General features: G+C 69.2%; 11 protein-coding genes and 2 pseudogenes. 6 read left to right on the forward strand and 7 right to left on the reverse strand.

Translation table 11 applies throughout. The features are described 5' to 3' along the window. Nucleotides 1-39 precede the first annotated feature (39 nt). Both ACWD1U_RS00510 and ACWD1U_RS00515 read left to right on the forward strand, forming a co-directional pair. A complete protein-coding gene (locus ACWD1U_RS00510; protein ID WP_451103468.1) occupies nt 40-795 on the forward strand; it encodes a hypothetical protein in 756 nt (251 codons plus the stop codon). 114 nt (nt 796-909) lie between these two features. Beyond that, the gene (locus ACWD1U_RS00515) at nt 910-2,481 is read left to right on the forward strand and encodes an alpha/beta fold hydrolase (RefSeq protein ID WP_451103469.1); all 1,572 of its coding nucleotides are present in this window, start codon (nt 910-912) and stop codon (nt 2,479-2,481) included. Between the two features lie 222 nt (nt 2,482-2,703). Here ACWD1U_RS00515 and ACWD1U_RS00520 read toward each other — a convergent pair whose 3' ends face one another. Together ACWD1U_RS00520 and ACWD1U_RS00525 are read right to left on the reverse strand one after the other, a co-directional pair. Beyond that, on the reverse strand, nt 2,704-3,447 hold the full coding sequence (locus ACWD1U_RS00520) for an amino acid ABC transporter ATP-binding protein (RefSeq protein WP_451103470.1): 744 nt from the start codon (nt 3,445-3,447) through the stop codon (nt 2,704-2,706). A 140-nt stretch (nt 3,448-3,587) separates the two neighbouring features. After that, nucleotides 3,588-3,995, reverse strand: coding sequence for a DUF6278 family protein (locus ACWD1U_RS00525; protein WP_451103471.1), 408 nt, complete (start codon nt 3,993-3,995; stop codon nt 3,588-3,590). A gap of 221 nt (nt 3,996-4,216) precedes the next feature. On the opposite strand from ACWD1U_RS00525, the gene ACWD1U_RS00530 reads away from it, so the two are divergent. Further along, the gene (locus tag ACWD1U_RS00530; protein ID WP_451103472.1) at nt 4,217-5,983 is read left to right on the forward strand and encodes an SGNH/GDSL hydrolase family protein; all 1,767 of its coding nucleotides are present in this window, start codon (nt 4,217-4,219) and stop codon (nt 5,981-5,983) included. Between the two features lie 10 nt (nt 5,984-5,993). On the opposite strand, the gene ACWD1U_RS00535 is transcribed toward ACWD1U_RS00530, so the two are convergent. Beyond that, nucleotides 5,994-6,959, reverse strand: a complete 966-nt coding sequence (locus ACWD1U_RS00535) for a helix-turn-helix transcriptional regulator (protein WP_451103473.1) — start codon at nt 6,957-6,959, stop codon at nt 5,994-5,996. Between the two features lie 92 nt (nt 6,960-7,051). Here ACWD1U_RS00535 and ACWD1U_RS00540 point away from each other — a divergent pair, with 92 nt between their 5' ends. After that, complete coding sequence (locus ACWD1U_RS00540; RefSeq protein WP_193478666.1) at nt 7,052-7,420, forward strand: VOC family protein; 369 nt, start codon at nt 7,052-7,054, stop codon at nt 7,418-7,420. A gap of 71 nt (nt 7,421-7,491) precedes the next feature. Further along, nucleotides 7,492-8,267, forward strand: a pseudogene (locus ACWD1U_RS00545) (integrase core domain-containing protein). On the opposite strand, the gene ACWD1U_RS00550 reads toward ACWD1U_RS00545, so the two are convergent. From ACWD1U_RS00550 to ACWD1U_RS00565, 4 genes and pseudogenes are all read right to left on the reverse strand, one after another. After that, nucleotides 8,264-9,043 (reverse strand): exodeoxyribonuclease III, encoded by a 780-nt coding sequence (locus ACWD1U_RS00550; protein WP_451103474.1) that lies wholly within the window; start codon nt 9,041-9,043, stop codon nt 8,264-8,266. The pseudogene ACWD1U_RS00545 and the gene ACWD1U_RS00550 overlap by 4 nt on opposite strands. Nucleotides 9,044-9,095: 52 nt before the next feature. Then, a complete protein-coding gene (locus ACWD1U_RS00555) occupies nt 9,096-9,731 on the reverse strand; it encodes an MBL fold metallo-hydrolase (RefSeq protein ID WP_451103475.1) in 636 nt (211 codons plus the stop codon). Nucleotides 9,732-9,763: 32 nt separating this feature from the next. Further along, complete coding sequence (pcaDC, locus tag ACWD1U_RS00560) at nt 9,764-11,074, reverse strand: bifunctional 3-oxoadipate enol-lactonase/4-carboxymuconolactone decarboxylase PcaDC (protein ID WP_451103476.1); 1,311 nt, start codon at nt 11,072-11,074, stop codon at nt 9,764-9,766. A gap of 157 nt (nt 11,075-11,231) precedes the next feature. Further along, a pseudogene (locus tag ACWD1U_RS00565) lies at nt 11,232-11,810 on the reverse strand (IS110 family transposase); the annotation flags it as partial. Between the two features lie 1,041 nt (nt 11,811-12,851). Between ACWD1U_RS00565 and ACWD1U_RS00570 the strand changes: the two are divergent. Beyond that, the gene (locus ACWD1U_RS00570) at nt 12,852-13,868 is read left to right on the forward strand and encodes a DNA-directed RNA polymerase subunit alpha (protein ID WP_451103477.1); all 1,017 of its coding nucleotides are present in this window, start codon (nt 12,852-12,854) and stop codon (nt 13,866-13,868) included. Nucleotides 13,869-14,011 lie beyond the last annotated feature (143 nt).

Consider the following 14,011-nt stretch of genomic DNA (forward strand, 5'->3'; position numbering starts at 1 on the left):
TCGAACACCGGTGCGTCGGGCCCGCTACCATGCGCGCCCATGAACGACGACGTGCGCAACATCGTCCTGGGTGTGGTCGCGGCGGGTATCAGCGCCGCGCTGGGCTGGGTGGCCCGCACCTACCTGTACCGGCGCAGGCTCCGCAGGAAGCAGGCGTTCTTCGGGCTGCCCGACAACTCCGAGTCCCTGTTGGTGGTGAACCGGGGCGCCTCGGGACCGGAGTTCTCGGTGATGCGCTACGACGTGTTCGCGCTCCTGGAGCTCGCCGCTCTGATCAAGGACTGCAACGCGCACGCCCAGATCCTCCCGCACGACACCGCACGGCAGGGCTTCGGTGAGCGCACGGAGTTCTGTGTGGGCGGCCCGGCGTCGAACCGCCGGATGGCGGCCCATCTGTCCTCCCTGCTCCCCGGCGTCCGGGTGAACGTGGACGCCGAACCGGGCCCGGACCGCGGCTCGTTCCTGGTGGGCACGGAGCGCTACCGCGTGGACAACGGCAAGGAGGAGTACGCGCTGCTCGCCCGGCTCACCTCCGACCGCAGTCAGAACACCCGTCCGGTGTTCCTCTTCTGCGGCCAGACCTCGATCACCAACCAGGCGGCCACCAGATATCTCGCCCGCAACCAGGAACGGCTGGCCCGCAGGTACGGCAGCGGTTCCTTCGCCATCCTGCTCAAGGTGATCAATTCCCAGGCGTACGGACCGGACGTCGTCGAGCTCGTCGAGGACGTGACCCGCGCGGCACAGACCCCGCTCCCCGCCCCGGCCCCACGCAACAGCCACCGGTCCCCCTGAATTCTCCACGTCTCAACAATCGTTACTGGCACGTAACTTACTGGCGGGTTACCCCTGGCAAGAGGGTGAGGTTACCGTCTGGTCCCTTTGCACTTACACGAGTGAGGAGTGGCCGTGGGACCCCACCGCAAGGCAGCCCTGCGCAGCACCGCCGTGGGCGCCGTCTCGGCGACCCTGGTCGCCGGCACCGCCCTCGGAGTCGCCCCCACCGCCCGGGCGGCGCCGAACCCCGTCCGCTTCGTCGACATCAGCGGCGACGGCGGCACCGTCCTCAAGGCCAACGTCGTCACCCCGGCCTGGGCCCGCAGCACCGATCGCCACCCGCTGCTCGTCATGCCGACGAGCTGGGGGCTGCCCCAGGTCGAGTACCTGACGCAGGCGCAGAAGCTCGCCGACTCCGGGTACGTCGTGGTCACCTACAACGTGCGCGGCTTCTGGCAGTCGGGCGGCGAGATAGAAGTGGCGGGCCCACCCGACGTCGCCGACGCCTCGAAGGTCATCGACTGGGCGCTCGCGAACACCTCCTCGGACGCCCGGCACGTGGGCATGGCGGGTGTCTCCTACGGCGCCGGCATCAGCCTGCTCACCGCGGCCCACGACAAGCGGGTCAGGGCGGTCGCCTCGCTCAGCGGCTGGGCCGACCTGATCGGCTCGATCTACGCCGGGCGCACCCAGCACGTCCAGGCGGCCGCCCTGCTGGACGGCGCGAGCATCGTCACGGGCCGTCAGAGCGCGGAGCTCCGCCAGGTCTTCGACGACTTCTACGGCTCCGATCCGGTGAAGGAGCCGGAGCTCATCGCCTGGGGGAAGAAACGTTCCGCTGTCACCTACGTCGACCGGATCAACGACAACGGCGCGGCGATCATGCTCGCCAACGCCTGGGGCGACTCGGTCTTCCCGCCCAACCAGTACGCCGACTTCTACGAGAAGCTGACCGGCCCGAAGCGGCTGGAAACGCGCCCCGGAGACCACGCCACACCTGAGCTCACCGGCCTGTTCGGGCTGCCCAACGACGTGTGGAAGGACACCGAGCGCTGGTTCGACCACTACCTCAGAGGCGAGGACAACGGCATCGACCGCGAGCAGCCGGTCCAACTCAAGTCCCGTTCCACGGGCGGCTACGAGGGCTACCTGGACTGGAAGTCGGTCGGCGCGAACGACCGGAAGATCGCCCTCACGGGCTCGAAGACGATCCGCGCGAACGTGAACTCGGGGGCCGACGGCGGCGTCGTGTTCCTGTCCAGCATCCTCGACCAGATCACCCGTCTGCCGCCGATGGCCTCGATCCCTCTGCTCCCCCGCCGCTGGGCCGCCGTATGGCAGTCGGAGAAGTACGCCACCGCCCAGAAGGTGCGCGGAACGGCCGAGTTGCACACGACCCTCACCCCGACCAAGGAGAGCGGCACCCTCGTCGCCTACCTGTACGACGTGGGGCCGCTCGGCCTCGGCAAGCTGGTCTCCCACGCGCCGTACACCTTTCACGGGCGCACCCCCGGAAAGGCGTTCGGCGTCGACCTGGAGCTGTACTCCACGGCCTACGACGTCCCGGCCGGGCATCGCCTCGCCCTGGTCGTCGACACGGTCGACCCGCTGTACATCGAGCACAACCCGTCCGGCGCGCAGCTGACCTTCTCCTCGCCGGCGAACGACCCGTCGTACGTGTCGGTTCCGCTGCGCGAGCAGTGATCTCCGGCTGCCGCCGGACGAGCATGGCCGATGTGAACCGCCGCCCCCGTGGCCATCCGGCCGTGGGGGCCGCACCCGAGGGGAGTCCCCCGCGGGCCGGGCGGGCGGTCTGCTCACCCCGGGCGGGATCGGCGGCCTTCGGCGAAGTCCCCCTCTCCGACAGGGATGAAGGGCACATCGTAGTCGAGGTCCGACGCGATGAGCCGTCCGGTGCCTGCCCGTTCAGTGCTTGAGGATCTTGGAGAGGAAGTCCTTGGCGCGGTCGCTGCTGGGGTTGGTGAAGAACTCGTCGGGCGTACGGTCCTCGACGATACGGCCGTCGGCCATGAAGACGACGCGGTTGGCGGCCGAGCGGGCGAAGCCCATCTCGTGCGTCACGACGATCATGGTCATGCCGTCGCGGGCCAGTTGCCGCATGACCTCCAGCACCTCGTTGATCATCTCCGGGTCGAGGGCCGAGGTCGGCTCGTCGAAGAGCATCGCCTTGGGCTCCATGGCCAGGGCGCGGGCGATGGCCACGCGCTGCTGCTGACCGCCGGAGAGCTGGGCCGGGTACTTGTCCGCCTGGTCGGCGACGCCGACCCGGTCGAGGAGTTCACGGGAGCGTTTGTCGGCGTCCTCCTTCTTGCGCCCGCGCACCTTGACCTGCCCCAGGGAGAGGTTCTGCAGGACGGTCTTGTGAGCGAAGAGGTTGAAAGCCTGGAAGACCATCCCGACATCGGCGCGCAGCCGCGCGAGGGGCTTGCCCTCCTCGGGCAGCGGCTGCCCGTCGAGGATGATCGTCCCGGACTCGATGGTCTCCAGCCGGTTGATCGCCCGGCACAGGGTGGACTTGCCCGACCCGGACGGGCCGATGACCACGACCACCTCCCCCCGGCCGACGGTGAGGTTGATGTCCTGCAGGACATGCAGGTCCCCGAAGTGCTTGTTGACGTCACGCAGCTCGATCAGCGGATCGACGGCCATACTCAGCCCTACTCACTCTCAGCTGTGTGGTGGTTGCCGCAACGTATCCAGGCAGGATCGGACTTGTGAGGCGACACGCACCTGTGGATCATTAGCCGTATTTACGTCGGAATGTGGTCCAGAGCTTACGGCCAGCAGGCTCACGACTCCGCGACTTCCGCGTACAGCTGCGACAGCTCGGGCACGCCGTTCGTGGCCCATTCGTGCCCGAAGTCCACGACGTCGAACTCCCGGCCGGAGGCCAGCCGCACGACCGGTTGTCCGTCGGACCGGATCTCCCAGGCGGCTCCCGGCACGGTACGCACGATGACGGTGCCCAGGTAGAGCCCGGCGTCGTTGCCCAGCCAGAGCAGGGTCTCCTCGTCGTCCCGCCAGCGCGGCACGAGCTGGTCCAGGGCCTCCAGGGAGGCCGCCGAGTCGTCCAGCCGGACACCCTCCCTGGACGCCTGGGAACGGAGCAGTTCGCACTCGGCGAGCAGTTCCGCGATGCCTGCCGGATCGGGGAACCCGACCTTCTGGCGCCGGTGGCCCAGGAATGGGATGTTCATACGTACAGCGTGTCATTCGTACCGCCGTACGCACCACAGGGCGCGCGGGCCCGCCGATTCCGGTCGTGTTCCGGCCGAGTTCACGCGGCGCGCGTTGACGGGTCCCCCATGTCTCCCTAGCTTCACCGTGCGTCTTGCGTCTCGTTGGTCGTTACGCCTTCTGTTCCGTCCCTGCGTCTGGTCGTGTCGTGTCGTGTGTCGATGAGCGGGAGGTGCCGGCCGTGCGCCGATGTGTCCGGGGGATCCTGGTCGTCCTGGCCCTGTGCGGGTCCTTGGTCTCGGCGGCCTCGGCGCGGGCCGAGGAGGAGGGGCGGGCCACGCCGGTGCCGCTGGAGCGGCTGTTCGACAACAGTGCCGTCAGCGACGACAGCCGGCCCGAGCAGGCCGACTTCGACGGTGCCGGGGCCTCCCTTTCGGCGCGTGACCTCGCGGCCGCCGGCTGGACGCCCGGCCGCGCCCTCACCGTGCAGGGAGCCTGGCTGACCTGGCCGAAGCGCCGGCCCGGCGAGCCGGACAACGTCCGCGCCGCCGGCCAGGACGTCCGGGTCGCCGGCCGCGGTGACGCCCTCGCCTTCCTGGTCGCGGGCACCGCCGGCACGGAGGTGGGCGGGCCGGGCACGATCACGTACGCGAACGGCACGCGCGCCGGCTACCGGCTGACCGCGCCCGACTGGCGCACCGGCCCGCTCGCCACGAAGGCCGTGGCCCTGCCGCACATCAACACACCCGCTGGTCAACTCGCCGAGCGGGCCCGCCTGTACGTCGTGACGGTGCCGCTGGTCCCGGGCCGCGCGGTAGCCTCGGTCCGGCTGCCGGGCGCGGCCGGGCTGCACGTCTTCGCGATGTCGGTACGGACCGCCACACAGGGCTGGACGGGCAGCTGGACGACGTCCACCGGCGGCTACGGCGCGGTGGGGCCCTGGACGGACCGGACGCTGCGGCTGGTGGTGCACACATCGGCCGGCGGTCCCCTGGTGCGGGTGCGGTTCGACAACACCTTCGCTGCGGCGCCGGTGCGGATCGGGAGCGCGACGGTGGCCGTGCGGGCCTCGGGGGCGGCCGCGCGGGGCGCTCCGGTGCCGCTGTCCTTCGGCGGGGCGGCGGGCGTGCGGATCCCGGCCGGGGCGCAGGCGTACAGCGATCCGCTCGGCTTCACCGTGCCGGCGGACGCCGATCTGCTGGTGAGCTTCCACCTGCCAGGCACGGTGGCGGCGGCGCCCGTGCACCGGCTCGCGCAGCAGCGTTCGTACGTCAGCGAGGCCGGCGATCACGCGGCGGACGGCTCGGCAGGCGCGTACACCTCCGTGATCACCGGCTGGCCGCTGCTCGCCGGGGTCGATGTGAGCGGCGGGCCCGGATCCGTGGTGCTGCTCGGGGACTCGATCACCGACGGCGACAAGTCCACGGTGGACGCGAACCGGCGCTGGCCGAACGTCCTGGCCGACCGGCTGCTGACGCAGAGCACCGTCCCGCGCTACGGCGTGCTGAACCAGGGCGTCTCCGGCAACCGCGTGGTCACCGACCGGTACCCCGGCGACGGGGTGTCCACGGACACGGCCGGGGTGAGCGCCCTGCACCGGTTCGACCGGGACGTCCTCGCCCAGCCGTCGGTCCGAACCGCCGTCGTCTTCGAGGGCGTCAACGACCTGCGGTGGGGCACCTCGGCGGAGCAGGTGATCGCCGGGCTGCGGGAGATCGCCGCACGGGGGCACGCCCGGGACCTCAGGATGCTCGCGGCGACGATCCTGCCCTGCGAGGGCGAGGCGCGGTGCACACCCGCCGTCGACGCCGAGCGGGTCGCGGTCAACCAGTGGATCCGCGAGGGCGAGATCTTCGACGGGGTGCTCGACTTCGACGCCGTCGTACGCGACCCCGCCCGTCCGTCCCGGATGCTCCCCGGGTACGACAGCGGGGACCATCTGCATCCGGGCGACGCGGGGCTGGCGGCCCTGGCGGACTCGGTCGACCTGCGGCTTCTGAGGTCCTAGATGTTGCAGGTCAGGACGTTGGTGACGGCGCATAGTGGTGGGCAAGATTGGTGGCGAGGTCGCGGAGGTGAGCCCTGGCTTCGGTGGGGCCGTGCACAGTGATGGCGCTCCCGAACGGCAGTAGTGCTCGCACGTCCTCCAGATGCAGGAAGCGGATCGTTACCTTGCGGCCGGTGGCGGATTCTTCCTGGTCGTCCCAGACGAGTCGTAGGCCAAAGATCCGTTGCGCTCGCTCGATCTGGGTCTCGTCGATGGTGGCGCTGACCTCTATCGCGTGGTTGTGTTCCCACTGATCTGTGAGCGCTGCAGCGACGGTGGCCAGGGTCTGGCTCTCGCGGATCCGTCGTGGCTGGTCGACTTCTTTCCACGTCGTGATCCGTTCGAGTCGGTACATCCGTGGCACTCGGGCACAATCGGCGACGAGGTACCAGATGCCGGCCTTGGCGAACAGCCCGTAGGGATCCACGACCAGGTCGCGTGGGCATGACTCGCGTGGGCTGTCGTACTCGATCCGTAGCCGGCGACCTCGCCGCACTGTGCCGATCAGCGAAGCCGGAGTCGTGCCGAAAGCTCGTGCCTGACGCCAGGGACGGCTGTCCACGTGCACTACGTCGGTGAGCGGCAGGAGCTCATGAACTCGACGTGACTGTGTAGCGACGATCTTGGAGAGCGCGCGCTGGCTTTCAACCGATACGTTGAGCTCCGCACGTTGCTTCTCATCCAGCCCAGTGAGCGACAGATGATCACGCTCGCCCGGTGTGAGCCGCGTGAGGTCGAGCCCGGACCCGGGCAGCATGGTCACGCCTCCGAGGCGACCCCGGTGTGCGGACACCGGCAGACCGGCGTCACGGAGCCAGTTCAGATCTCGGGTGATGGTTCGAAGGGACACCCCGAGCGCCGAGGCAAGTTCCTGTGTAGTCACGGCATCCCTCGATTCGAGGAGCAGCATCAGGGCGAAGAAGCGGTCCGGGGTCACACACCAACTTTTTCAGGAATTGCGACACGATGCGGCGCATATCCCGCTCAGGCTGGTGGGTGCGTACCTACCGCCTGTGAAAAGGAACGATCATGACCACATCCGTCGTGTCCATCGTCTACGTGAACGACGCTCCCGCCGCAGCTCGTTTCTACGGCGACCTCCTCGGTATGAGCCCCTCGTTCGAGACTCCGGGATACATCACCTTCGACCTCGGGCCAGGCGCTGACCTCGCTCTGTGGTCTGGCCAGTTCGAGGATCTGTCACCGGACGTCCCGCGCACCAGTGAGGTTTGCCTGGCCATTGACGGTGGACGACCCGACGAGCTCAACGCGACCTTTGAGCAGTGGCAGTCCAAGGGGGTCACGATCCTGCGCGAGCCTCATGATGCGGGGTTCGGGCTGACCTTCCTCGCAGCCGATCCTGACGGGAACCGTATCCGCGTCGCACCGAAGGGCTGAAAGGCCGCAATGCGGCAGGCGCGCACGATAGGTGTCGCGCCTGCCGTCGTCTGAATTCGAGAGGACGACGAGTGCCCCACTGGATCGCGCCCCTGAGCGTCGAGGGCCGTAGGCGGCTCGTGAAGCGGTGCCAGACACGTCCCATTGCCCACGTCGCTGCTGAGATGGGTATCTCTCGCGCATGCGCCAGCAAGTGGGTAAATCGCTGACGGCTACACGGTGCTGCGGGATTGCAAGACCGGCCGTCGAGTCCGCACCGGAGTCCGAACGCGACTCCAGCATGGGGCATCGAGCAGATCGAGTCCTGGCGCCGCGCGCTCAAGTGGTCAGCGCAACGGATCACCGACGAACTTGTCAGTATCGGTTTTGTGATCGACCGGCGAACTGTCAGCCGACACCTGACCCGGCTCGGCCTCGGCGTTTCTCACGGCTCGCCTACACAGAACCGCTGGGCGATGAGAGGGGCGCGACAGCTGCTGCTTTCCTCGCCCGGGCGAAGGTCTGGTTCGCCGCCCACGGCATCAACCACATCCACCGGGTCGTCACCGACAATGGCGCTTGCTACCGCTCCGGCGACTTCGCCCGCATCGTCGGGCAAGGCACCCGGCATCAGAGAACCAAGCCATACACACCTCGGCACAACGGGAAGGTGGAGCGCTACCAGCGCATCATGGCCGAGGAAGTCTTCTACGCCCGCGAGTTCACCAGCGAGGACGCCCGGTCAGCCGCGATCGCAGTGTGGAACATCCACTACAACTACCACCGGCCGCATAGTGCTGCCGCCGGAAAGCCGCCAGCAGCACGCCTCCGCGAGAGCGTCACCAACGTCGAGTTCTCATACACCTAGACATCGAGGTCGACCACGACCGGCGCGTGATCCGACGCGCCCTTGCCCTTGCGCTCCTCGCGGTCCACGTACGCGTCGCTGACCGCCTTCGCGAAGGGGGCGTTGGCGTACACCAGGTCGATGCGCATGCCGCGGTTCTTCGGGAAGGCGAGCTGGCGGTAGTCCCAGTACGTGAACGGGTGCTCGTACTTCAGCGGCCGCGGAACCACGTCCGACAGGCCCGCCTCGCGCAGGGAGGCCAGGGCCGCGCGCTCGGCGGGGGTGACGTGGGTGGAGCCCTCGAAGAAGGCGGGGTCGAAGACGTCGTCGTCCGTCGGCGCCACGTTGTAGTCGCCCATCACCGCGAAGGGACGGCTGCCGGACGCGTCACCGGCGACGGCGGCCTTGAGGGCCTCGAACCACTGGAGCTTGTAGGCGTAGTGCGGGTGGTCCACCTCACGGCCGTTCGGTACGTACACCGACCAGACGCGCAGCGGGCCGCAGGTCGCCGAGATGGCGCGCGGCTCCACCGAGCCGTCGAAACCGGGGTCGCCGGGCAGGCCCTTGACGACGTCCTCGACGCCGACGCGGGAGAGCACCGCCACGCCGTTCCACCGGCCGGTCGCGTGGACCGCCGACTCGTAACCCAGCTCGCGCAGCTGCTCCGCGGGGAACTGCTCCTCGGCGACCTTGGCCTCCTGGAGGCACAGCACGTCCGTGCCGCTGCTCTCCAGCCAGGCCAGGAGCCTGGGCAGGCGGGCGGTGATCGAGTTCACGTTCCAGGTCGCGATGCGCATGTCCCACAACCTACCCGGAGGGTCTGACAACGCGGCCCGGTCCCCCGGAGCCTCAGATCTCGGCGGAGTCGCCCGGTGTCAGCCGCAGGTGCTCCGAGCCGCCGAGCTGCCCGATCTGACGGTCGTAGATCGGGCGGGCGAGGTCGGTGAGCAGGGCGTCGTGGATGTCGTAGGCGCGCTGCGGCCTGACCTCGCGGACGTAGTCGATGACCTCCGAGATCTTGCTCCAGGGGGCCATCACCGGGAGCATCAGCGTCTCGACCCGGTGGCCGGGGACGGTGAGGGCGTCGCCGGGGTGGAAGACCTTGCCGCCGTCGACGAGGTAACCGACGTTGGTGATGCGCGGGATGTCCGGGTGGATGACCGCGTGGAGTTCGCCGTGGACCTGCACGTCGAAGCCGGCGGCGGTGAAGGTGTCGCCGTGGCCGACGGTGTGGACGCGGCCCGGGAAGGCGGACGAGATCTTCTCCGCGACCGACTTCAGGGTCCAGATCTCGGTGGCCGGACTGTGCTCCATCGCTGCGCGCAGCCGGAACTCGTCGAAGTGGTCGGGGTGCTCGTGGGTGACGAGAATCGCGTCCGCGCCGAGCGCGGCGTCCTCCTCGCTGAAGGCGCCCGGGTCGAGGACGAGGGTTCGGCCGTCCTTCTCGAGGCGGACGCAGGCGTGCGACTTCTTCGTGAGCTTCATGGTCTCCATCCTGCCTAGAGCCGTGGAGAGGCTCACTCCTGGGGCGTGGTCTCCTCGCGGATGACCTGCTGGGCCACCTTGAACGCGCTGTTCGCCGCGGGCACGCCGCAGTAGACGGCCGCCTGGAGCAGCACTTCCTTGATCTCGCCCGGGGTGAGGCCGTTGCGCAGGGCGGCCCGGGTGTGGAAGGCCAGCTCGTCGAGGTGGCCGCCGGCGACCAGGGCGGTGAGGGTGACGCAGCTGCGGGTGCGCCGGTCGAGGCCGGGGCGGTCCCAGATCTCGCCCCAGGCGTAGCGGGTGATGAACTCCTGGAAGTCCCCGGAGAACTCGTCGGCCTGCGCCAGCGCCCGGTCGACGTGCGCGTCGCCCAGCACCTCGCGGCGGACCTTGATCCCGGCGTCGTAGGGGTCGGGCCGCCCCTCGGCCTGCGGCGGTACGGCGACCGGGGCGATCTCGGCGACGGGCCCGGTCTGCGGGGGCTGCGGCGGTGCGGGGGACGGGGCCGGCTTGAGGGCGGCGGCCGAGGGCAGGGCCGTCTGGCCGGTGGAGATCTCGAAGGCGGGCTGCCAGGCGGTGGAGAAGTGCCGTACGAGCAGGTCGGTGACCGCCGCGGGCTGTTCGACCGGCACCAGGTGGGAGGCGCCGGGGACGACGGCCAGGCGGGCGTCGGGGATGCCGGCGACCAGGGTGCGCGCCTCGGCGGGACCGGTGACCTGGTCGTCCGAGCCGACGAGGACCAGGGTGGGCACGCCGACCCGCCCGAGCTCGGGCCGGACGTCGAACGAGGCGAGCGCCTCGCAGGCGGCGATGTAGCAGCCGGGGTCGGTGGTGCGCACCATCTGCACGGCCCACTCGGTGATCGCGGGCTGCGCGGCGGCGAAACCCCCGGTGAACCAGCGCTCGGGCGCGGTACGGGCGATGGGGTCGAGGCCGTTCGTGCGGACGATCACGCCTCTCTGCCGGAACTCGTCGGCCGTGCCGAAGCGGGGCGAGGCCGCGATCAGCGCGAGGGACGCGAGCCGCTCGGGGTGGCGCAGGGCCAGCTCGATGCCGACCGCGCCGCCGAGCGCGCAGCCCGCGTAGCCGAAACGCTGCACGCCGAGCCCTTCGAGCGTGACCAGCAGTCGTGTGGTGAGCTCGGTGACCGAGCCCGCCGGGTACGCGGGTGCGCCGCCGTGTCCCGGCAGGTCGAACCGGAAGACACGCCACTGCTTGGTCAGCTCGGGGACTTGGCGGTCCCACATGTGCCATGTGGTACCCAGTGAGGGACCCAGGATCAGGACGGGAGCCTCTTCTGGCCCGTCAAAGCGGTATTGCAGGGTGTTCGACGGTGTCTCACTCACGCCCCAGACCCTCTCACGGCTCACAGACGCCCCTATAACGCGGGGGTGCGGGAAACCGGTCTGACCAGGTTGAAGACCGCGCGGGCTGCGTATCGCTTGAGACATCGGATGACCTCACGGCCACCGCGTCCTCGTCTCCTCCACCGTCGGGTGGGCCGAGGCGCGCGCAGGTGCGGAACAGCTCGGCGTTGCCGAGGCTGGACAGTCGTTCCCGCAGGGCGGGCTCGGCGATGGCCAGGACGGCCTTGAGCTGGTTGATCGCCTGGGTGCGGGCCTTGACCGCGGAGTCCTTGGCAAGTTTGTAGATCCGGGCGCTGTGCACCGGGCCGTCGCCGGATTTCGCCCGGGCTCGGGCACGACCGCGGAGCACGGCTCGCGCGGCGGCCTGAGCGTCGAGCGGGTCCGACTTCCCCAGCAGACGGCGGGCCGACCGATCGGGCCGATTCACTTCGAACACCTGAATCTGCTGAGCGAGCAGGTAACGGGACAGGCCCGCGCCGAAGGCGCCGGTTCCCTCCACACCGGCCCGGCGCACCGTCCCCCGCTTGCGGGCCCAGACGAGCAGCTGACGGTAGCCGGCCGCCGTCGCCGGAAAGGACTCGGTGCCCAGGACCTTCCCCAACGGGGAGACCACGGCGGCGACATGCACCTCTCCGTGCGTGTCCACGCCCAGGACCACCTCGCGCCGAACTGGAGGATCCGTGCTCGAGGAGGTGCTGCGCTGTCTGGTCGTCATGATGGTTCGCCTCCCGCTATGTGAGGTGCAGGGTGGATGGCACCGGCCTGCTCGGGCGGTCTGAACTGTGATGGCGCCTGATCGTCGGCAAGGCCCCTATGGGGACCCGCCCCGTGGCTCGGTGGCAGGCAGCATCCCGCAACGACAGTCGACAGGTCCGTGACTGGACACTTCGGTCAAAGATCTCAGGAGTCAGACCCCGTCCGGGATGGCACTGCACAACCGTCCCATCGATCCCGGTACAGCGGCATGACTCGATCGTTGCCGGATGGCTTCGGCCGAGTCGATGCTCGACTTGATTGCCCAGGTTGACAAGGCGTTGACATTCGTCCACTCCTGACCGGTATTGACGGGGAGGTGTCAAGCGCGGAGGTGGTGACCTCACCGGCTGCGGCTCCTACTCCGTGATCAGACCCCGATGGCCAACTCACCGGAAGGGGACTCCTAGATCTGCTTCGACTACGGATCGACCCACGAAGGCGTCGCACGGGTGAGTTCCAGAGCACAAGGAACGGGATGACCAGGGCCGCGGTGATGAGCGTGAGGGTGAGGTGCAGCCCTAGCCACGTGCTGAGGCCGTCAGCGGCGAGGGCGGCGAAGGGTCGCAGGCTGAAGGCGAGCCACGCTCCGGTGGCGTGGGCCCGTCCTTGGAGTTCATCGCAGGCGAGTTCCTGGCGGACCGCCCTCTGCAGTCCGCCGTGGCACACCGCAGCGCCGGTTCGGATGACCATGCCGATGCCGATGTCCCGGTCGGCGTGTGTTCGGACGGTTCTGCCCCACCGCCACGCAAGGGGATGCACCCAGGTGGTTGTGCCGAACAACGCCCCTGGTGACATGCACGGTGCCATCGCGGATAAGGGTCGCGCTACACGCTGAGGCCATGGGGGCCGCCGTCTCCGTGCCGATCTTGGCCGTGGTCGTCACTGTGGCTGATGGACCACTCCACGTGCTATTTCCCGGAGCCGCATCCGTATCGCCCGTACTCTTCGTGTGTCTACGGCGTCACAGAGCGGGCGCCAAAACCACTGGAGGCGACACCCCGTGCTGATTGCTCAGCGTCCCTCGTTGGCCGAAGAGGTCGTCGACGAGTTCCGCTCCCGGTTCGTGATCGAGCCGCTGGAGCCGGGCTTCGGTTACACCCTCGGCAACTCCCTGCGCCGGACCCTGCTGTCGTCGATCCCGGGTGCGGCGGTCACGTCCATCCGTATCGACGGCGTGCTGCACGAGTTCACCACCGTGCCGGGGGTCAAGGAGGACGTCACCGACCTGATCCTCAACACCAAGCAGCTCGTCGTGAGCAGTGAGCAGGACGAGCCGGTTGTGATGTACCTGCGCAAGCAGGGACCGGGTCTGGTCACCGCCGCCGACATCGCGCCCCCGGCCGGTGTCGAAGTGCACAACCCCGACCTCGTCCTCGCCACACTCAACGGCAAGGGCGAGCTGGAGATGGAGCTGACGGTCGAGCGTGGCCGCGGTTACGTCTCCGCCGTGCAGAACAAGCAGGTCGGCCAGGAGATCGGCCGTATCCCGGTCGACTCCATCTACAGCCCCGTGCTGAAGGTCACGTACAAGGTCGAGGCCACGCGTGTCGAGCAGCGCACCGACTTCGACAAGCTGATCGTCGACGTCGAGACCAAGCAGGCCATGCGCCCGCGTGACGCCATGGCGTCGGCCGGCAAGACCCTGGGCGAGCTGTTCGGTCTGGCCCGCGAGCTCAACATCGACGCCGAGGGCATCGACATGGGCCCGTCCCCCACGGACGCCGCCCTCGCCGCCGACCTCGCCCTGCCGATCGAGGAGCTCGAGCTCACCGTCCGTTCGTACAACTGCCTCAAGCGTGAGGGCGTCCACTCCGTGGGCGAACTCCTCGCGCGCTCCGAGGCCGACCTCATGGACATCCGTAACTTCGGTGCGAAGTCCATCGACGAGGTCAAGGCGAAGCTGGCCGGCCTGGGCCTGGGTCTCAAGGACAGCCCGCCCGGATTCGACCCGACCGCCGCCGCACTCGGTGCGGACGACGACTCGGCCGGGGGTTTCGTGGAGACCGAGCAATACTGAACGCTGCGCTGCGCCGGTCATAGAGACACCTCGCGCACGGGGACAGGAGAATCTCCACGCTCTGTTCACCGCGCGGTGCCAAGGGGCCGTGGCCCCCGCGAGCGTCCCGTCCCCAAGCACGTCGGGTAACCCGGCACGCGTGC

This window comes from Streptomyces sp. NPDC002788 (assembly GCF_053592115.1).